General features: G+C 69.8%; 14 protein-coding genes. 6 read left to right on the top strand and 8 right to left on the bottom strand.

The features are described from left to right. Positions 1 to 68 precede the first annotated feature (68 nt). Positions 69 to 1,019, top strand: coding sequence for a hypothetical protein (locus tag VZQ01_RS06105; protein WP_223748906.1), 951 nt, complete (start codon positions 69 to 71; stop codon positions 1,017 to 1,019). Between the two features lie 286 nt (positions 1,020 to 1,305). Beyond that, on the top strand, positions 1,306 to 3,960 hold the full coding sequence (locus tag VZQ01_RS06100) for an SBBP repeat-containing protein (protein WP_426747140.1): 2,655 nt from the start codon (positions 1,306 to 1,308) through the stop codon (positions 3,958 to 3,960). A 75-nt stretch (positions 3,961 to 4,035) separates the two neighbouring features. On the opposite strand, the gene VZQ01_RS06095 is transcribed toward VZQ01_RS06100, so the two are convergent. From VZQ01_RS06095 to VZQ01_RS06085, 3 genes are read right to left on the bottom strand one after another with little or no spacing between them, the layout of a single operon-like run. Next, positions 4,036 to 4,665 (bottom strand): TetR/AcrR family transcriptional regulator, encoded by a 630-nt coding sequence (locus VZQ01_RS06095; RefSeq protein WP_223748908.1) that lies wholly within the window; start codon positions 4,663 to 4,665, stop codon positions 4,036 to 4,038. Next, positions 4,662 to 4,979 (bottom strand): DMT family transporter, encoded by a 318-nt coding sequence (locus tag VZQ01_RS06090; RefSeq protein WP_426747139.1) that lies wholly within the window; start codon positions 4,977 to 4,979, stop codon positions 4,662 to 4,664. Before VZQ01_RS06090 ends, VZQ01_RS06095 begins: the two co-directional genes overlap by 4 nt. A gap of 24 nt (positions 4,980 to 5,003) precedes the next feature. Next, positions 5,004 to 5,744, bottom strand: coding sequence for an SDR family oxidoreductase (locus VZQ01_RS06085; protein WP_426747138.1), 741 nt, complete (start codon positions 5,742 to 5,744; stop codon positions 5,004 to 5,006). A 396-nt stretch (positions 5,745 to 6,140) separates the two neighbouring features. Between VZQ01_RS06085 and VZQ01_RS06080 the strand changes: the two genes are divergently transcribed. After that, entirely contained in the window at positions 6,141 to 7,241 is a 1,101-nt protein-coding gene (locus tag VZQ01_RS06080; RefSeq protein WP_426747137.1) for an alkene reductase, read from the top strand. Between the two features lie 69 nt (positions 7,242 to 7,310). On the opposite strand, the gene VZQ01_RS06075 is transcribed toward VZQ01_RS06080, so the two are convergent. The 3 genes from VZQ01_RS06075 to VZQ01_RS06065 form a co-directional block, all read right to left on the bottom strand. Beyond that, on the bottom strand, positions 7,311 to 10,829 hold the full coding sequence (locus VZQ01_RS06075) for an Ig-like domain-containing protein (RefSeq protein WP_426747136.1): 3,519 nt from the start codon (positions 10,827 to 10,829) through the stop codon (positions 7,311 to 7,313). 86 nt (positions 10,830 to 10,915) lie between these two features. Further along, on the bottom strand, positions 10,916 to 11,113 hold the full coding sequence (locus VZQ01_RS06070; RefSeq protein WP_223748913.1) for a hypothetical protein: 198 nt from the start codon (positions 11,111 to 11,113) through the stop codon (positions 10,916 to 10,918). 282 nt (positions 11,114 to 11,395) lie between these two features. Then, on the bottom strand, positions 11,396 to 13,414 hold the full coding sequence (locus tag VZQ01_RS06065) for a sodium-translocating pyrophosphatase (RefSeq protein ID WP_426747135.1): 2,019 nt from the start codon (positions 13,412 to 13,414) through the stop codon (positions 11,396 to 11,398). 456 nt (positions 13,415 to 13,870) lie between these two features. Here VZQ01_RS06065 and VZQ01_RS06060 point away from each other — a divergent pair, with 456 nt between their 5' ends. Next, positions 13,871 to 14,197 carry a hypothetical protein gene (locus tag VZQ01_RS06060; protein ID WP_141333038.1) on the top strand — a complete coding sequence of 109 codons (327 nt, stop codon included), beginning with the start codon at positions 13,871 to 13,873 and terminating at the stop codon, positions 14,195 to 14,197. A 55-nt stretch (positions 14,198 to 14,252) separates the two neighbouring features. On the opposite strand, the gene VZQ01_RS06055 is transcribed toward VZQ01_RS06060, so the two are convergent. Beyond that, positions 14,253 to 15,353, bottom strand: a complete 1,101-nt coding sequence (locus VZQ01_RS06055) for a hypothetical protein (protein ID WP_426747134.1) — start codon at positions 15,351 to 15,353, stop codon at positions 14,253 to 14,255. Positions 15,354 to 15,472: 119 nt separating this feature from the next. Continuing rightward, complete coding sequence (locus tag VZQ01_RS06050; protein ID WP_426747133.1) at positions 15,473 to 16,858, bottom strand: hypothetical protein; 1,386 nt, start codon at positions 16,856 to 16,858, stop codon at positions 15,473 to 15,475. Between the two features lie 225 nt (positions 16,859 to 17,083). Here VZQ01_RS06050 and VZQ01_RS06045 point away from each other — a divergent pair, with 225 nt between their 5' ends. Together VZQ01_RS06045 and VZQ01_RS06040 are read left to right on the top strand one after the other, a co-directional pair. Continuing rightward, on the top strand, positions 17,084 to 18,172 hold the full coding sequence (locus VZQ01_RS06045) for a hypothetical protein (protein ID WP_426747132.1): 1,089 nt from the start codon (positions 17,084 to 17,086) through the stop codon (positions 18,170 to 18,172). A gap of 67 nt (positions 18,173 to 18,239) precedes the next feature. Beyond that, complete coding sequence (locus tag VZQ01_RS06040) at positions 18,240 to 18,662, top strand: VOC family protein (protein ID WP_426747131.1); 423 nt, start codon at positions 18,240 to 18,242, stop codon at positions 18,660 to 18,662. The last annotated feature ends 30 nt before the right edge of the window (positions 18,663 to 18,692 follow it).

Here is an 18,692-nt window from a genome sequence, read left to right as displayed (position 1 = left end):
TGTCGCGTGTGAGATAGGCCAGAGCCATCCGCTGGCCCTTGCCTCCTCGGACGACGTAGCGAGGACGGGTGCTCCCACGCCTCCTCGTCCTCCGGTTCGCGCTGGCCCTCGGGCTCGCGCTCGTGTCGTCCGGCTGTGCCACCTCGTCGCGTGGGCTGGCGCGTCAGCGCGCGGAGCCGGACTACTGCGTCCCCGCGCAGTCCCCGCGTGACGACTCCGCCGGGCGACTCGACGTGGAGGCGCCCCTCCCGGAGTCCCCCGAGCTCCAGGCTCGCTTCACCCGCCAGGACCTGCTGCTGGCGCACGCGGCCGGAGTGCTCGTGCCCCTGGAGACGCTGGCGCGGCTGGCGCCGGGGACCGACACCCGGGCCCAGCGCGACGCGCTGTTGAGGGACATCGAGCTGCGGCTGCTCCTGTTCTCGACGACGCTCTCCAGCGTGTCGGCGGAGCTGGAGTGCGAGGCGCGGCGCACGGCGCAGATGGCGAGGCTCCTGGATGCGAAGGAGACGCGGCGGCAGACGCTGCTCACCGTGTCCTCCATCGTCGTGGGCGCGCTGACCACCACCGTCACCGCCATCTCGAACAATGACCGCGCCAACGACATCATCGACATCACCGGCGGCGCGGTGGGCGCGGGGCTGGGGCTCGCGGCGCTCTTCTCGTCCCCCTCGCTGGACTTCGAGCACCCCAGGAACCTGCTCGCGGACATCTGGCGACAACCCGCGCGCTCCGCGGACTTCCCCGCGTCCCTCTGGTTTGTCCTGAGCCACAAGGACTTCAGCAACGCGCAGCGCCACGCCATCCGCCACAACGTCCGCGCGCGGTGGATTGCGTCCGGGTACGTGGAGGAGACGGGCGGCGACGCGCCGTACTTCGGCCGGGGCGGGCGCTACACGCTGGACGCCCTCCAGACGCGGGCGAACATGCTCGGTGAGCTCCAGGCCGCCGTGCGCCTCATCCACCAGAACCTCCAGGTCCTCCTGACGAAGCTCGTCACGGTGTCGGGACAGGGTGACTGACGTGTGACGTGAAGAGCGCTCCCCACGAGAACTCTTCACCCGCGCCGTGCTCGCGGAGGCTGGAGGTCAGGGCTTCCCCGCAGGGACAAAAAAGACATCGCGAGGTGTGACGCCCGAAGACGTGGTTCGAGGGGGTGTCGAACCTGTATCGATGTTTCGGATTGCGCATCGCGAAATGCTGCGGGCGTCGCGAGTTGCTATTGCGGGACGTGAGGTCTGACGACCTTGCTGTCTTTCATTGTGGGGGGTTCAGATGCGTGCATGGATTCTAGGAGCGTGTGCCTTCGTGGCATTGCCCGCGATGGCGCAGGTCCCGGCTTGGATTTGGCACCGAGGCACCGCGAACGCGGACCGGGGGCGCGCGGTGGCGGCGACCGCCGAGGGCGTCTACTCCACGGGCGAATCGACGGGGTCATTCGATTCGAGTCTTCCCGTGGGAGGCTCCGACGTCGTCGTCACCAAGCACCTGGCCAACGGCACCAAGGTCTGGTCCGTGATGCTCGGCACGACCTCCCTGGAAGTGGGGACGGGCATCGCCACGTACACCGTGCCAGCCACGCCGCAGGTCTACGTCACCGGTTACACCACGGGAGGCTGGGGTGGGGGATTCCAGGGTGTGCAGGACGCCTTCCTGGCCCGGGTGAATCCCGCCAACGGAGCCCTCCAGTGGGTGCGTCAGCTCGGCACCCCGGCGCTGGACCAGGCCCAGGGGGTGGCCACGGACCCCGCGGGCTTCATCTACATGGCGGGACACACGGCGGGCACGCTGCCGCTCAATACCAGTGCTGGCGGCCAGGATGGGTTCCTGGCCAAGTACGACTCCGCTGGCAACCTGCTCTGGGTCCGCCAGTTCGGCTCGCCACAGTCCGAGGTGGTTCGGGGCGTGGCCGCGGACGCGAACAACGATGTCTATGTCGTCGGCTCCACGACGGGCTCGTTCGGCGCGACCCATGCCGGCTCCACGGACCTGTTCATCGTGAAATACAACAGCGCGGGCGTCCAGCAGTGGCGAAAGCAGATGGGAACGACGGGGTCGGAGTCCATCTACGGTGTCGCCACGTCGCGGCTCGCGAGCGGCGCCATCAACGTCTACGTGGTGGGCTACACGGACGCGGCCTTCGACCTGCAGACCCACCAGGGAGGCCAGGATGCCATCGTCGTGAAGTTCGATGGCGCCGGGAACCGCGTGTGGTCCCGTCAGTTCGGAACGCCCGGCAGTGAGCTGGCCCTCGGCATCGCCTCCGACGGCGGCGCGAACGTCTACATCACGGGGCGCAGCAACTACGACTTCGTCACCAACCTGCCCAACTCCTCGCACGACTTCTTCATGCAGAAGTACGACTCGGGAGGTGGACTGCTGCTCACGCGTCAGTTCGGCTCCACCAACATGAACGACCCCGCGATGCAGGATGACATCGGCAACGGCGTGGCCGCGGACATCAATGACAGCGTCTACGTCACGGGTGCCACCCAGGGCGAGTTCGCCAGCTCCCCGCTGCCGAACGCCGGCGGCGACGACTACGTGGTGTTCCGCTACGAGGATGGCTGTCAGATCAACACCCCGGGTCAGTGCGGTATCGGCTACGGCTGGGGGGACCCGCACCTGGTCACCTTCGACAACCGCCACTACGACTTCCAGGGCGCCGGTGAGTTCATCTTCGTGGAGAGCACGGACACCAACGCGCCCCTGGTCGCGCAGGCGCGCATGCAGCCGTGGGTGAACAACAACCGGGTGACGGTGATGACGGCGGTGGCGACGCGGCTGGGCGCGAGCCGGGTGGGCCTCTACCTGACGACCAGCGGGCACGAGCTGCGCGTCGACGGCGTGCTGACCTCCGTGCCCGTGGGGGACACCATTCCCGTGGCGGGCGGCGGACGCGTCCTGCGTCCGGACGCCGCGTCCTACGTGCTGTCCTACCCGGGCGGGGACAAGGCGCTCGTCAGGCTCAACGGCACGTACATGGACTTCAACTTCGCCCTGAAGCCGACGCGGCGCGGCCGGATTCGCGGCCTGCTGGGCAACTACGACGGCGTCACGACGAACGAGTACGCGCTGCGCAACGGCACCCAGCTGACGCCGACGCTGTCTTTCACCGAGCTCTACGTGGGGCCGACCAGCTTCGCGGCGAGCTGGCGCATCTCCCAGGCGGAGTCCCTCTTCGACTACGCCTCCGGGCAGAGCACGGCGACCTTCACCATCCCGGACTTCCCGGCGGCGCCCGCCACGGTCGCGGACCTGCCCGCGACGGAGCGGGACGCGGCGCGCAACCGGTGCCTCGCGGGGGGCGTCCAGACGGGCGTCTTCCTCGACAGCTGCACCGTGGACGTCGCGGTGACGCAGGACACGGGCTTCATCGCGTCCACGGTCCGGCTGCAGGCCCAGGTCCAGGCCCAGCGCGGCCCCCAGGCGCCGGCCCCCGTGCCCGCGGGGACCCGGCTGTACTTCGCCAACTTCGGCGCCGCGGTGGGCCAGGAGTGGAACACGAACCTCATCTCCAGGTCCCCGAATGGTGCGCAGGCCTTCCTCGGCCCGTTCACCACGGAGGCGGTCCGTCTGACGCTGCCGGCCACGGGCAGGCCCGGCGTCGTCTCGCTCAGCTTCGACCTGTACATCCTCGAGGCCTGGACGGGTGACAGCGCTCCGGGGACGAACACCTGGTACCTGCAACAGGGGTCCGCCCTGGTGGGCGGAACCTTCTCCAACACGACGAGCACCCAGTCCTACCCGCGTGTCGGCAGCGCGGCCCGCACCGGCTCCATCGCCAACAACACGCTGGGCTACCAGGACGGGGACTCCACCTACCGGTTCAAGTGGCGGTTCGACACGAGCGGGACAACCCCCATCGTGTTGACCTTCTCCCGCTGGAACAACGGGGTCGCCCACCCGCTGCTGGCGGCTCCTTCCTGGGGAATCGACAACGTGGAACTCGCCCAGGAGTAGCGGCCTGTTCCCGACGCCTCCTCCGGCCGCGGCCGCCGGAGGAGCGCGGAGGAGGCAGGGGGCCTCCTCGTGCGCTCACCGCCCGGAAGGCCACGCGAGCATGGCGGTGTCGATGATGGCGTTCAGCTTCTGGGCGGACGCGCCATCACGGGCCTGGATGGACAGGCCCTCCAGCACCGCGGTGTAGAACGCCGCGAGCTTCTCCACGGGCGTGCCGGCGGGCAGCTCCCCCTGCTCCACGCCGCGCCGGAGCCTGCCCTCGAGCGCGCGCTCACCGCTCCGCCGGTTCTTCGCGAGGAACGTCCGGACGGGCTCGTTCTCCGGCGCGCCGAGCAACGACGCGAGGACGATCATGCAGCCCCGGGGCTTGTCGCTGGCCGTGTAGGCGCGTGCGTTGGCGCGCAGCATCTGCTCCACGGCGGCCCGAGCGGTGGGGGCCTCCTCCAGCCCGCGGGAGACGGGCTGCCCCTCGGTCTTGTCGAAGAGCTCGACGGCCTCGCGGAAGAGCGCCTCCTTGCAGCCGAAGATGGCATAGAGGCTGGGCTTGTTGACGCCCATGGCCTCGACGAGGTCCTGGATGGAGGTCCCCTCGTAGCCCCGGGCCCAGAACACGCGCATGGCGGCCTCGAGCGCCTCGTCCCGGTCGAAGCTGCGAGGCCGGCCCAGCGGACCGGCGGACTTCTTGCGCGCCTTGCGAGTCGTCATCCTTCCAGGGCCCTCAATCCCGCGACACCGACCCCAATCAACACCAGGCAGAGGATTCGCGCCAGGGAGACGGGCTCGCCGAGGAACATCATCCCCACGAGCGAAACGCCGGACGCACCGAGGCCCACCCAGACCGCATAGGCCGTCCCGAGGGGCAGGTGCTTCAACGCGAGGCCCAGCAGCACGAGGCTGGTCAGGGCGATGCCGATGCCGACGACGCTCGGCCACAAGCGCGTCAGTCCCTCGGACTGCTTGAGCGCGAGCGCCCAGGCAATCTCCAGGGCACCCGCGACCACCAGGAGCAGCCACGCCATGGGGGCCTCCTCCTTACCCTGGGCTCAGGCGTTGGTGCCGCTGTCCACCGCGATGGACGCGCCGGTGATGAAGCGTCCGCCGGGGCCCGCGAGGTGACCCACGGTGGCGGCGATGTCGTCGGGGCCGGCGAACTGCTTGATGGCCATCAGCGCCAGCTCCGCTGCGGCCTGGGGCCCGTCGGCCGGGTTCATGTCCGTGTCCGTCGGCCCGGGGTCGACCACGTTCACCGTGATTCCGCGCCCGCCCACGTCGCGGGCCAGCCCCTTCGTCAGGCCAATCAGCGCCGACTTGGTCATCGCATAGAGCGTGACGCCGCCATGGGGGACCCGCTGCGCGAAGCAGGTTCCGATGGAGATGATGCGGCCGCCCTGCTTCATGTGCGCGAGCGCGGCCTGCGAGGCGACGAACACCCCCCGGACGTGGATGGAGAGCGTCCGGTCCAGCTCCTCCACGGTGACGGCCTCGAAGGGGCCGAAGGGGAAGACCCCGGCGTTGTTGACCAGGATGTCCAGCCCGTCGAGCTCCGCCGCCGCGCGCTCCACGCTCCTTCGCACGGCGTCCACGTCCCCGCTGTCCGCCTGGATGGCCACGGCGCGCTGTCCCTGCGCCTCCAACTCGGCCACGAGCCGGGCCGCCTTGTCCTCCGAGCGCACGTACGTGAAGGCGACGCGCGCGCCCCCCTTCGCCAGATGCCGGACGATGGCCGCGCCGATTCCGCGCGCGCCGCCCGTCACCAATGCCGCCTTGCCCGTGAAGTCACCCATGTGTGTTCTCCCGACTTTTGAACCGGTCGTTCAGAAATGATTACGAGCCGGGGGCCGCGTCGGCAATACTTTCGAACCGAGCGGTTCTAAAATACTGCGTCAGGGCGCCGGCGGGGCCAGGTCCGGGACCATGGGGACCCGGCGGGTCCCGGGGCCATTGGGCGCGGCCACGCTGTCGTTCGCGAAGGTGCGCATCTCGTCTCCTGTTTCGCGCTCGGTCGGGAAATCGCGTTTTGAAAATCCATCCAGGAGAAGTCTGGGATGAGAAGTCGCGCCTCCGCGATGCGCGTCCCGGCGGAAATCTTCACGTGGAGGGCGAATCGAACACTTTGTGGTGACGTGGAGGGCGGGTCGTTACGCTGGCCGGAACTTTCCCCCGTCCCCCCGAGACGCCCCATGCCGACCCTCTTCGACCCGACGAACGCGGGTGACCTGCGACTCTCCAACCGCATCGTGATGGCGCCGCTGACGCGCAACCGCTCGCCTGGCGCCATCCCGCCGGACCTCGCCGTCACCTATTACGCCCAGCGCGCCACCGCCGGCCTGCTCATCAGTGAGGCCACCGCCATCAGCCATCAGGCCCAGGGCTATGCGGACGTCCCGGGGCTGTACGCCCCCGAGCATCTCGCCGCGTGGAAGAAGGTCACCCAGGCCGTGCACGAGGCGGGCGGCCGCATCGTCACGCAGCTGTGGCACGTGGGGCGTGTGTCGCACACGGAGCTGCAGCCGGGCAACGCGGCGCCCGTGGCGCCCTCGGCTGTCGTGGCGAAGACGCGGACGGTGCTCTTCCGGGACGGCGTCCCCACGTTCGAGCCCACCTCGGTCCCGCGCGCGCTGGAGCTGGCGGAGCTGCCCGGCATCGTGCAGGACTATGTCCGGGCCGCGCGCGCCGCGGTGGAGGTGGCGGGCTTCGATGGCGTGGAGATTCACGGCGCCAATGGCTACCTGCTGGACCAGTTCCTGAAGACGGGCTCCAACGAGCGCACGGACGCGTACGGCGGGAGCATCGAGAACCGCGCCCGGCTGCTGTTGGAGGTCACCCGCGCGGTGGTGGACGCGGTGGGCGCGGGGCGCACCGGCATCCGCCTGTCGCCCGTCACCAACGCCAACGACGCGTTCGACGCGAACCCCCAGCCGCTGTTCGAGCACGTGGTGCGCGAGCTGGCGAAGCTGGGCCTCGCGTACATCCACGTCATCGAGGGTGCCACCGGAGGCCCGCGTGAGCTGGAGGACCGCCCGTTCGACTACGTCGCGTTGAAGAAGGCGTACCGCGACGCGGGCGGCAGGGGCGCCTGGATGGTCAACAACGGCTACGACGGGGAGCTGGCGCGCAAGGCAGTGGAGGCGGGCGCGGACCTGGTCTCCTTCGGCCGGCCGTACATCTCCAACCCGGACCTGGTGCGCCGGCTGCGCGAGAACGCGCCCCTGGCCCCGCTGGACAAGAAGACGCTCTACGGCGGCGGCGCCAAGGGCTACACCGACTACCCCACGCTCTGAGCGGAGGCTGGCGGCGCCGGGCACGCCTCGACGGTGGAGGCGTGCCTTCGGCTCGGGGCAGGGTGCCCCTCAGGGCCCCCACACCGGTCCGCTCGGGGTGACGCTCATGCCCTGCACGTCCGAGCGCAGTGGCGTCAGGGTGACCGCGCCACTGGCGGCGTAGCCGAACGCGCCGCCCGTGCTCTGGATGCCCTTGTCGAAGCGCACCACCGCGCTGCCTTTTGTCGGGTGTGTCATCGTCACCGTGTACGCGGTCGACGTCTCGTCCAGCGCCAGCGTCAGGTTCGCGGCCGCCGTGTCCTTGGCCTGGACCACGTGCAGGAAGTGGCTCACCACCTGGCCCTGCGTCTCCACCTCGCCGCGGAACTGGCCGACGGGGTAGGTGTACGTGCCATTGGGGCGCAGCGGTCCGCGCTCGTCGATGACGCGCCGGGTGGGGCTCGCCGGGACGAGCGTGCTCACGCGCAGCTCCTGCGTCCCGCTGGTCGCGGACCAGGTGTTGCCCGTGAGCACCGGGCTCGACGGGAAGTGGATCAGGAACGTCTTGTCCACCGAGGCGTCGCCCTGCGAGCTCTCCATCCGGTCGAACACGACGAGCGTGTCGAGCGGCCGCACGAACAGCGCCTCGCGCACCACCCGGCCCGCGGAGGGATTGCCGACCTCCGCCTCGCGGTGCGCCCAGTCGTCGCTCACGTCGTACGCGCCCGTGAGGTCCACCACGGCGTAGTGGGCGTGCGTGGACGACTCCAGGCGCAGCATCCGCGGCGCGTGGTGGTAGTAGCCCACCGTGCCCAGCCCGTCGAAGAGCAGGGTGTTGTGCGCCACCGGCGACTCGGTGTCCACGGCCCCCGTGCCCGCATGGCCGACAATCTGGTTGGCATAGCCCACCGTCTCGCGCGCCAGGAACTCACCGGCCCGCCACAGCTGGAAGCTGCCGGAGTCGCGGTGGGCGTGGCCCGCGTTGGAGGTGATGCCGAACTGCAGGTTCACCATCGTCGCGTCGGGCGCCCACGCCGTCTTCGCGTACACCTGGCCCAGGCCCACAGCGCGATAGTCGAGCGGCAACGTGGACAGGTCCCGCGCCTGCACCGACGCCAGCGTGTCGCTGTAGACGTAGCGCACCCACCGGTCGTCAATCGGGTGGCCGGTGAGCTCCAGGAAGCGCTTGGCGTAGCCCGCGATGGGCTGGTCCGCCCACTCCTCGATGAGCGGCGCCAGGTAGCTGCCCAAGGACGTCTGCGCGGTGTTGCTCGGGTCCCACCGGCTCAGCCAGCGCTCGTCGTCGTTGAACGGGAAGGTCTCATACAGCTGGAACTGTCCCATCCGGCTCGGGCCCGGCGTGGTGGAGTAGATGGACCAGAAGACGGACTCCTTGAAGAAGTCGGTCTGGTCCCACAAATCCTGGCCATACAGGCCGAGCGTGGTGAACGGCACCGTCATGTAGCCGAACGTCCGCCGGCCATACGTGGAGCCCTCGTGGGGCGCGCCGCCCGCGGCCGCTCCGTCGAGATAGGGCTTGAGCGAGAACTTCCAGCGCGAGCTCATCGCGTACTGGAGGAGCTGGTGGGCGTAGGGCTGGTTCTCGTGCCAGCTGGCGATGGCCCACAGGAGCGAGTTGCGGAAGTAGCCCGTGTAGTAGTTGTTGCCCTCCATGCCGATGCCGCCCCAGGGATTGTCATTGAGCGCGGCGATGACGGAGTTCCACCGCGTCAGCAGCAGCGTCTGCTCCGCCGGGAGCAGGTGGGCAAAGCACCAGTCGTAGGTGAGGATGACGGCCTCGCCGTACCAGCGGGCCGGGTCGCTGGAGATGGTGTTCTCGCTGATGGGGACCTGGGTGTTCACCGCCCAGGTGATGGCCGAGCGGCAGGACGCGGCGGCGCCGGTGATGAGCGAGTGCATGGCGGCGTCGATGGCCTGCTCGGGGCCCTGCACGTTCGCCACGGGCGTGTACGGGTTCTGGGCGAAGTACGCCTGGGCCCGCGCCAGCCGGGACGCATTGAACCAGACGCGCGGATGCGCCACCGGGATGGAGAGCACCACCGGAGGCCCGTTGGCGATGGTGAGCTGGATGGGCGCGGAGGTGGTGAGGTTGCCGGCGCGGTCCCTCGCCACCGCCGTCACCGGGAAGGTGCCGTCACCCACCAGCGTGGTGGAGAGGTTGAACCAGTACGGGTAGCTGGTGTCCTCGGCGCCCTGGTCCTGGCCATTCACGCGCAGCCGCACGCCGGCGACGCGGATGTTGTCGTGGGCGTCGACGCGAATCTGCACGGTGCCGCCCACCGTGGTGCCCGTGGCGGGCGAGACAATCTGCACCTGGGGCGGTGTGGTGTCCGGCGGCGGCGCGCTCACGGTGATGGAGATGGGCGCGGAGACGGTGACGTTGCCCGCGGCGTCACGCGCCACGGCGGTGAGCTGGCGCGGGCCGTAGGGCTGGAGCGTCTCCGTGTCGAGCGTCACGGCCCACGGCGCGGCCAGGTCCGCCTCGCCCACCTGGACGCCGTCGAGCTGCACGTGCACCCGGGTGACGCCCACGTCGTCCGTCGCGCTCGCCCGCACGGTGAACGGGCCGCTCACCGTCTCGTTGGGAGCGGGCAGGGTGACCTGCACCTGGGGCGGCGCCGTGTCGACCAGCACGTTGTCGACGGTGATGCGCACCGAGGCGGAGGTGGTGAGGTTGCCGGCCGCGTCGCGCGCGTGCGCCGTCAGGACATGGGCGCCGTTGCGCAGCAGGCGCGTGTCCAGCGCCGCCGACGACAGGTTGCGCCCGTCGATGCGCAGCTGCACGTGGGCCACGCCCACGTTGTCGCTCGCGCTCGTGACGACGTTGATGACTCCGGCCACCGTCGCGCCCGGGGCGGGCGAGGTGATGGCGACGGTGGGCGGCGTGGTGTCCGTGCGGGGCACGGGCGGGGTGTACTCGAGCGTGAGCACCGGCCTGCGCTCCGGCTGCGTCGCGAGGCCCGTGAACACCTTGGCCACCCGGCCCACGCGGGTGTTCGCCAGCATCACCCCCTGGTTGGTCGACGGGTCATCCACCCAGGACTGCACCACCGCCACGTCGAGCGGCACGTCGATGACGTTCACCACGACGGGGAACGCATCCAGCACGAAGGCCTTCCCCGCCACCTGGTCCGTCCCCGCGCCGACGGCGCCCAGCCGCTCCCACTCCAGCCCGTCGTCGCGGAACTGCCAGCCCAGCCCCGCCGCCGTCGCGCTCCAGGGCGCCTGGACATAGGTGCCCCGCAGCTCGAAGTCGCCGTTGTAGGTCTCCACGGCCACGCGCAGCGTCGCGCCCTGCACCACCGCGCCGCTCGGAATCCCCAGCTGGGGGAAGCGCAGCAGCGTCTGGACTTCGTAGTCCTCCGTCTGGAACACCCCCAGCAGCGCCTCGTTGCGGTGCGCCGCGCCGTTCTGGGTGATGCCCTGGCTGGTGATGGCCACGGCCTCGGAGGCCGTCACCGGCGTCGTCACCGCCTGAGCGCGGCTCTCCGTGGTGGAAGGCGCGTCTGGCGTCTTCGTGCATCCGAGGAGCACGAGCACGGCGTACAGCCCCATCCACCCGACAAGGCGGCTTGTTCCTGAGTTCATAGGATGACAGTTCCTAGCCTGTCGTTGCGGGGGCGTCCACCGCGTCGCGGGCCTGGGCTGTCACGTGCCGCCCGGGGGCTTCCCGCTCAGAGCGTGGGCTGGTGTCCCTGGAGCTGGGCCGCCACCTGTCGCTTGAGGGCCTGCAGCTGTTGGAGCTTCGCCTTCAGCTCCTGGCGCATCTCCCGCTCGTCGGTGTGGAGGACCTCGTCGTGCAGCTCCTCGATGCTCTCCGCCAGATTGGCATTGAGGAGGTTCATCTGCTGCTGGGAGAGCTCCAGGACCATGGGACACCTCTGTGTCAGCACAGGCGGAACACGGCAAAGCCTAGCATGCGTGTGCTCGGCGCCCCCAAACCGCGCCCGGCGCCAATGCCTGTCGGAGTGTCGGCTGGCCCACAGCCTGAATCCCGAGTCCCGGCCGGCGTCGCGCGTCATCGACGGGCGCGAGCGCTTCCAATGGACTGGGGGGAGGACCCCACCCCCTACGGGCTTCCCGAGGGGATGGGGCACTGCCTGTCGGCGTGGCGCCCCGGTGAGTCGGGGCGCCCGTGCCGCTTGCTTCGGGGACTAACGCAGCGCGATGAGCGAGGCGACCAGCAGCGAGACGACGCTCATCACCTTGATGAGGATGGCGACGCCCGGGCCGGAGGTGTCCTTGAACGGGTCGCCCACCATGTCGCCGACGACGGCGGCCTTGTGGACGTGCGAGCCCTTCGCGTGGCCCGGCAGCTTGCCCTTCTCGATGTACTTCTTGGCGTTGTCCCACGCGCCGCCGGCGTTGGCCATGTAGAGCGCCATGGTGGCGCCGACCACGAGCGCGCCGGCCAAGAGGCCCGCGAGCGCCTGGGGCCCGAGCAGGTAGCCCACCACGGGCGGGGCGACGACGGCGATGAGGCCCGGGAAGATCATCTCGCGCAGGGCGCTCTTGGTCGCGATGTCGACGATCTTCTTCGGGTCGGGGTCCGCCTTGAGCTCCATCAGGCCCGGAATCTCACGGAACTGACGGCCAATCTCCTCGACGATGGCGCCCGCGGCGCGGCCCACCGCGAGCATCGTCGACGCGCCGACGAGGAACGGGAGGATGGAGCCCAGCAGCATGCCCACGATGACGTTGGGGTTGGTGAGCAGCAGGCTCATCTCCGGCAGGCCGGCGGCGACGCGCGTGTGGTTGACCTCCAGGTTGAAGGCGGAGAACAGCGCGATGACCGTCAGCGTCGCCGAGCCGATGGCGAAGCCCTTGCCGATGGCCGCCGTGGTGTTGCCCACCGCGTCCAGCTCGTCGGTGATGGCGCGGACCTCGGGGCCCAGGCCGGACATCTCGGAGATGCCGCCGGCGTTGTCGGAGATGGGGCCGTACGCGTCCACCGTCATCACGACGGCGGTGCCGCCGAGCATGCCCACCGCGGACAGGGCGATGCCGTACAGGCCCAGCGCCTGGTCGGCGATGTAGGCCACCAGGGCGATGGTCGCCATGGAGATGCCCACGCTCTCCATGCCCACCGCGAGGCCGCGGATGAGGTTGGTGCCGGCGCCGGTGATGGAGGCCTCGGCGATGCGCTGCACCGGCCGGGCGGAGGTGTAGTAGTCGGTGACCAGGCCGATGATGGCGCCGCCGAACGCGCCCGCGGCCAGGGCCACGGTGATGTTCTGGGACAGGCCGAACACGTTCATCATGACGAACGACAGGCCCACCAGGATGACCGGCGGCATGATGAGCGCGCTGCGCAGCACCTGCGCGGGGTTCATGGCCTTGAGCGCGCGCGCGATGAAGATGCTCAGCACGCTGACGACGAGGCCCACCGCGGAGAGCACCAGCGGCAGCACCACGCCGGCAACCTTCGCCGTGCTCGCGGACGTGCCCTCGACGGCCAGCCGCGACAGCTCCGTGGCGTTGGCCGTCAGGGCGATGGCCATGGCGGCGACGATGGCGGCGACCATGGACTCGTAGATGTCCGCGCCCATGCCGGCCACGTCGCCCACGTTGTCACCCACGTTGTCGGCGATGACGCCGGGGTTGCGCGGGTCGTCCTCAGGGATGTTCTCGATGACCTTGCCGGCGATGTCGGAGCCGACGTCGGCCGCCTTGGTGTAGATGCCGCCGCCCACGCGCGCGAACAGCGCGATGGAGCTGGCGCCCACGGCGAACGAGTGGAGGATGGGGGACAGCTCCGGGTGACCCTGGAAGGCGTAGTAGATGCCGCCCATGCCCACCAGGCCCAGGCCCGCCACCGCCAGGCCCATCACCGCGCCGCCGTCCAGCGCGACCAGCAGCGCGTTCGGCTTGGAGCCCGTGCGCGCGGCCTGCGCGGTGCGCACGTTGGCGAACGTGGCGGCCTTCATGCCGATGTAGCCGGCGAGCAGCGAGAGGAACGCGCCCACCACGAAGCTCACGGCCGCCAGCTTGCCCAGCGCCAGGCCGATGAGGACCGCGAGCACCGCGCAGTAGATGGCGAGCACCTTGTACTCGCGCACGAGGAACGCCATCGCGCCTTCACGGATGTAGCCCGCGATGCGGTTCATCGTCGCGTCGCCGTCCGGCAGGGACTTGACGCGGAAGTAGAAGAACGCAGCGAAGAGCAAGCCCACGGCGCCGACGACGCTTGGTGCGACTGCCCAGAAACTCGACTCGAGACTCGACAACTCCATCCATTCTCTCCAGAGCAGTCCCGGGGATTGACGTCTCGCCCCGCTGGGTCGCTCGTTGCCGCACAGTTGGTGTGCAGGGCCTATACGGGATTTCCGTACGCGCTGGGAGCCTCCTCTGAGCGGATAAGGGGGTGGGGACGCCCCCGGGGGGAGTGGGGTGGGGCCGGGGGGATGGTGGGTCGGCCGGGCTTCGGGGGCCTCCCGAGAGGAGAACCCGCTCTCACGGGCGGCCGCTGGCGGGGTGCGCCATGGCGTTGGTTTGAGTCGGAAGGAAATCCCAGGAGGGGAATTGTATGGGACTGTCGGTGAATATCGGCGGTCCGGGCCCCGCATCGTGGCTACCATGGGCGCGGGAGCTTCCCTGCTTCCGTAGGACCTTCCACGTCCGTTGCCGCCATGGAACTGCAGGTCATCGAGGTGATGCTCAACTCCCAGGACCTGGCGAAGGTGCCGCTGGGAGGCCATGAGGGCATTGCGGCGCGCTTGCGGGAGGCGCTGGCGGCGGTGGGGCTGGGGACGGTGACGGGCGCGAGCGCCGGGGGCGGCGTGGCCATCGTCGACGTGTCCGTGCCGAAGGAGCGCGTCCCGGAGGCGCTCGGCTTCCTGAAGCAGCAGCTGCGCTTGTGCGGCGCGCCGCGCACCACGGTGCTGAGCGTGGATGACACCGAGGTGCCCATCGGCGGGGACGAGCCGTGGGGGAGGCGGACCTCGCGTCCGGACTGAGGCCCCGGCACGCGCCCTCGCTGGGAGGAGGCGCGCGCTCGGGGGGCTGCTTCGCTCAGAGGATGGGCGGCAGCTCCTGCTGGAGCTCGGCGCTGGTGCGCCAGCCCGCGGGCTTCAGGGGGGTGACGAACTCCAGGGTGCCGTTGGAGAGCGACACGCCGGCGGTGGTGTCCGCGCGCAGGTGGATGCGCTGGACCTTCTCGTGCAGCGCGCGGCGGGCCTCTCCGTCGCGGGCGAGCGTGCCCAGCGCCTCGAGGACCCGGGTGGCCAGGAACGCGAGCGCGCGCAGGGCCTCGGCGCTGGTGGCGCTCGAGCCCGGGGTGAGCGCGAGGGGGACGGGGCGCTCCAGGAGGGCGCCCAGCTTCTCGCTGTCCTTGTTCAACTGGCGGCGCAGCTGGAGCGGGGAGGGGATGGGGGCGTCGTCGACGCGGATGAAGCCCAGGTAGCCCGCGTCCAGCACGCTGACGCACTCGATGTGGTTCACGTTGACGATGACCGCGTTGGCTTCGCGGTCCCGCTCCTCCTGCAAGAGCAGGGAGCGGCCCTCGCGCGAGTCCTCGATGATGTCCCGGACGGTGCCCGTGAAGTACGTGCCGCTGTGCAGCGACACCGTCACGCGCGGGGGGAGCAGGGGGATGCCCGCCTGTCGACGGCTGGCGATGCGCAGGAGCGCCTGGAGCGTCGTCTCCAGTCCCCGGGGCTTCATGTCCAGGAAGGCCGCCAGCGGGTCGTCCGGGCGCGACAGCTCCGGCTCGGACTGCAGGGCGCGCTGGATGCCCTCTCGGCGGTCATGGATGTCGTCCAGGTTGGTGCAGGGCTCGTGGTCCAGGGTGAGCACGCCGTCGACGAACGAGGCGAAGCTGGAGCCGGAGACGTTGCCCGCGACGTTCTGGATGACCAGGCGCTTGAGCGAGCCCTGGACGAACTCGCGGCCCAGCTCGTCCTCCGTCAGCGATTCGAGCGCCTGGAAGAGCGGCGTGAAGTACACCTTCGTCCACGCCTCCTCGTAGATGTCCGCGTAGCCGTCGGCGCAGAGGCTGGCCCAGTCGACCTTCACCGGCACCTTGAAGCCGGCGACCTCGGCCAGCTGCTTCTCGAGCTGGGGAAACTGCGTCTCCTCGAACGACTTCGCCGCCTTGCGCTCCGCGAGTCCCATGGATGTCTCCGTTGGTGTCGCGCGGCAGTCTCGCCCGGACGGCCCATGCCCTTGCAAGTTTGAGGATGCATTCGCGGACTCCAATCCGATGAGAGGACTGGAGTCCGCGAGACCCGGTGCTACAGGAAGGTCACCTTGCCATTGCGCTGAAAACAGACATGCGGCGTTCCATCCGTGGGGCGGATGGCGATGCTGGGCCGCGTGCCGTCCTGGATGGTGCCCAGCTGGGTGTATGTCCAGAAGCCGCGGGCGTCCGGGGTGATGAGCTCCAGCGTCGTCCCATGGCGCTGGGCGATGACGGGCTTGCCCGCGCTGTACGCCAGGTCATTGGAGCCGGCGTTGTAGTCCCCCTGGGACGTGCGCGCGGTGCTGGTGGACAGGGGCGTGCCGAGCGTCACGTCGAAGAGGCTGCCCCAGGCGCCGGTGGGTGTCCCGTTGGCGAGCACCAGCAGGTGCTGGTCCGGCGTCAGCGCCAGGGAGGACCAGCTGGTGATGGAGGAGAGCCCGTTCAGGGAGAAGGTCTCCACGACGGTGCCCTTGACGGCGGTCAGCAGGTTCCGGTTGGTGAAGTAGAGCGTGCCCGCCGCGTCGAAGAGGGCCTCGCTCGTCATGGCGCCCTGGAGGAACAGGGGCGTGCTCCACGTGTTGGTGCCGGTGCGGGCGGTGATGCGCGCGCCCGACGAGCTGTCGCCGTAGGCGATGACGGGCTGGTGGCCCTGGGTGGGGTTGAGCGTGACGGACAGGTTGACGGCGTTGGTGCGCTCCGCCACGTCCACCACCTCGCGCACCCAGGTGCCGCCGACGCGGGTGGCATACGCGACGCGCATGAGCTCCCCTCGTCCCTGCTCCCCGTTGCCCTTGAGGTAGGCGACGTGCGGCGTGCCGGTGGCGGGCTCGACGGCGATGACGGGCTTGAAGCTGAACTTCCCCTCGTTGTTGAAGCCCGCGCCGTCGACCTGCTCCGTCGTCCACGACGTGCCGTCCCAGAGGCCATACCAGAGCGAGCGGTGGGTGTCGTTGAAGTAGACGATGTGGCCCCGGCCGGCGGTGTCGAACGTCAGCTCGCAGAAGCCGCCCGTCACGTCCGGGCTCGGGTCGATGACGGTGTTGAGGAGCGTGTCCGTGGTGGACTCCACGTTGAAGTGGAACTCGCCCTGGGCCTTCTTCCCCGACTGTGTCTCCACCGAGACGGACAGGGTGGCGACGCCCTTGGGCGGCAGCTTCCAGGTCACCCGCTCCGAGTCCGGCTCGAGGACGCCGGAGGTGGCGCTCCAGCTCACCGACTTGAAGACCTCTCCGGAGGCGGAGACCTTGAAGCGCTCGGCCGCGCCCTCGACGAAGCCTCCCTGTCCGCCTTCCCGCTCGATGAGCAGCGCCAGCGTGTTGTCCGTGCGTGAGGGGATGACCTGCGTGGGCGCGTCGCCTGGCTCACCGGCGCAGGCGGTGAACAGGCTCACCGCTCCCACCACGAGCATCCTCTTCATGATGTTGTTGCGCTGCTTCAATGCGTCGCTCCTGGTTGAATGGTCTGGCGAGGGTATCCCGCCAGTCCGACACGTTCGTCGCGTCGGGCCCCTTCAACGGATGTCATTGTGGAAGGGTCTATCCGGATACAGATGCAATGGCGGAACAGGAAAGGGGCGGCGGTTGGAACCTCGTGTGTGCTTCGCGCGTCGGACCCGTCCGGGGTGTGTATGTGCTTCCGGGGGGCGGTCTGGTAGACGGGGGGCATGAGTCGACGACGTGCCCCGGAGGACCTCTCCGCGTTGTTGGGAGAGCCAAAACCGGACTGGGAGCGCCTCACGCAGGCGCTCAAGAAGCTTCCGGAGGACGTGGACCCGGCGCTCGCCGCGGGGGCGGCGCTGCACCTGCTCCCGGGGGACCGCTCGTCCTTCTGGGCCTTCGGGCGTCACTGTCAGCAATTGCCCGCGCCGGTCATCCGCGCGGTGCTGGAGCGGCTCGCGGACGACCGGCGTCCGGGGGTGTTCTTCCTTCGCGAGAGCGTGGACCGGGAGGGCTCGGACGAGGCCCTGCGCGAGTCGTGGCGGATGGCGCTCCAGGGGTTGTTGGACTTGGACGTGACGTATGGCTGGGGTTCGAGGCAGCGCAAGGCGAAGCTCCAGGGGCTGGCGGCGAACCCGGTGTTGCTCCAGTCCCTCCAGACGGTGGTCGTGGCCAGCGAGGAGGTGTCCCGGGACATGCTGGCGGTGTTGACCATCGACGCGTCCGAGGCCTCGCTCGACGCGCTCATCCCCCATGTCGAGCGGGCGGTGCAGCGCCAGGGGTGGGAGCTGGACCGGCTGGAGGACCTGCGGACCCACGCGCGCTCCACGCCGGCGTTGGAGGCCCTGTTCGAGCGGATGGAGGCGGTGCTCCAGGCGCGCCGCGCGCGCTCACCGGCGCTGGAGCTGGCGCGGGCGCTGGGCTTCGGCGAGCCGGGCGTCTTCTGGTTCAAGCTGTATGCGACGGGCGGGGAGGAGGGGGACGAGCGGTCGATGACCTATCGTCACCACTGTCACCTGTCGGTCGACAGCCGGGCTCCGGACTGGCTCAGCTTCTCCATGTCCTCCTGGGACTCGGACGGGGAGCCGGGGGGGGATGTCCCGATCTACGACCTGGATGGCACGGGGCTCCAGAACGACACGCTGGGGCTGGGGGCTTGCGAGCCCACGCGCATCCCCGAGTGGATGGCCCGGGCCGCGGAGCGGTTGAGGACGGAGTGGCACTTCGAGCAGCGCGCGGTGATGACGAGCCTGAGGGGCCGGCAGCGCACACGGCTCTTCGGGTGGCTGACGGGGCGAAATCCTCCGGGAAAATAGACCGATGATTTCCGGCCGGGTCGGCAGTCAGAGGGGTAGAAACCTCATCCCACCCCTGGAGACACCCATGAAGCCCAGCCGTCCCCGCAAGCTGTTCCTCAACCTGCCCGTCGCGGACCTGAAGCGCTCCGTCGATTTCTTCACGAAGCTGGGCTTCGAGTTCAACAAGGACTTCACCGACGACAGCGCCACCTGCATGGTGGTGGGCGAGGACGCGTACGTGATGTTGCTGACGGACGCGCGCTTCAAGGAGTTCATCAAGAAGCCGCTGCACGACGCGACGCAGAGCACGGCGGGGACGTATGCGCTGTCCGCCAACAGCCGCGCCGAGGTCGACGAGATGGTGAAGATTGCCTTGTCGTCCGGAGGCTCGAAGGCCGCGGACGCCATGGATTTGGGCTTCATGTACGGCGGGAGCTTCTACGACCCGGACGGCCACCACTGGGAGCTGGCTTTCATGGAGCCGGGGCAGATGCCGCCGCAGGGCTGAGCGCAAGGCGTCAGACCCCAGCGCCAAGAT

This window comes from Myxococcus faecalis (genome assembly GCF_050039385.1).
Classification (GTDB): domain Bacteria; phylum Myxococcota; class Myxococcia; order Myxococcales; family Myxococcaceae; genus Myxococcus; species Myxococcus fulvus.
Note: the sequence above shows the minus strand (reverse complement) of the source record. Positions and strands in the feature narration are given on the sequence as shown.

What these genes read in the sequence shown, in the direction of transcription:
- VZQ01_RS06095 (WP_223748908.1), bottom strand. Translation starts at nt 4,665, where the DNA reads ATGACGACTCGCAAGGCGCGCAAGAAGTCCGCCGGTCCGCTGGGCCGG.
- VZQ01_RS06090 (WP_426747139.1), bottom strand. Translation starts at nt 4,979, where the DNA reads ATGGCGTGGCTGCTCCTGGTGGTCGCGGGTGCCCTGGAGATTGCCTGG.
- VZQ01_RS06085 (WP_426747138.1), bottom strand. Translation starts at nt 5,744, where the DNA reads ATGGGTGACTTCACGGGCAAGGCGGCATTGGTGACGGGCGGCGCGCGC.
- VZQ01_RS06080 (WP_426747137.1), top strand. Translation starts at nt 6,141, where the DNA reads ATGCCGACCCTCTTCGACCCGACGAACGCGGGTGACCTGCGACTCTCC.
- VZQ01_RS06075 (WP_426747136.1), bottom strand. Translation starts at nt 10,829, where the DNA reads ATGAACTCAGGAACAAGCCGCCTTGTCGGGTGGATGGGGCTGTACGCC.
- VZQ01_RS06070 (WP_223748913.1), bottom strand. Translation starts at nt 11,113, where the DNA reads ATGGTCCTGGAGCTCTCCCAGCAGCAGATGAACCTCCTCAATGCCAAT.
- VZQ01_RS06060 (WP_141333038.1), top strand. Translation starts at nt 13,871, where the DNA reads ATGGAACTGCAGGTCATCGAGGTGATGCTCAACTCCCAGGACCTGGCG.
- VZQ01_RS06055 (WP_426747134.1), bottom strand. Translation starts at nt 15,353, where the DNA reads ATGGGACTCGCGGAGCGCAAGGCGGCGAAGTCGTTCGAGGAGACGCAG.
- VZQ01_RS06045 (WP_426747132.1), top strand. Translation starts at nt 17,084, where the DNA reads ATGAGTCGACGACGTGCCCCGGAGGACCTCTCCGCGTTGTTGGGAGAG.
- VZQ01_RS06040 (WP_426747131.1), top strand. Translation starts at nt 18,240, where the DNA reads ATGAAGCCCAGCCGTCCCCGCAAGCTGTTCCTCAACCTGCCCGTCGCG.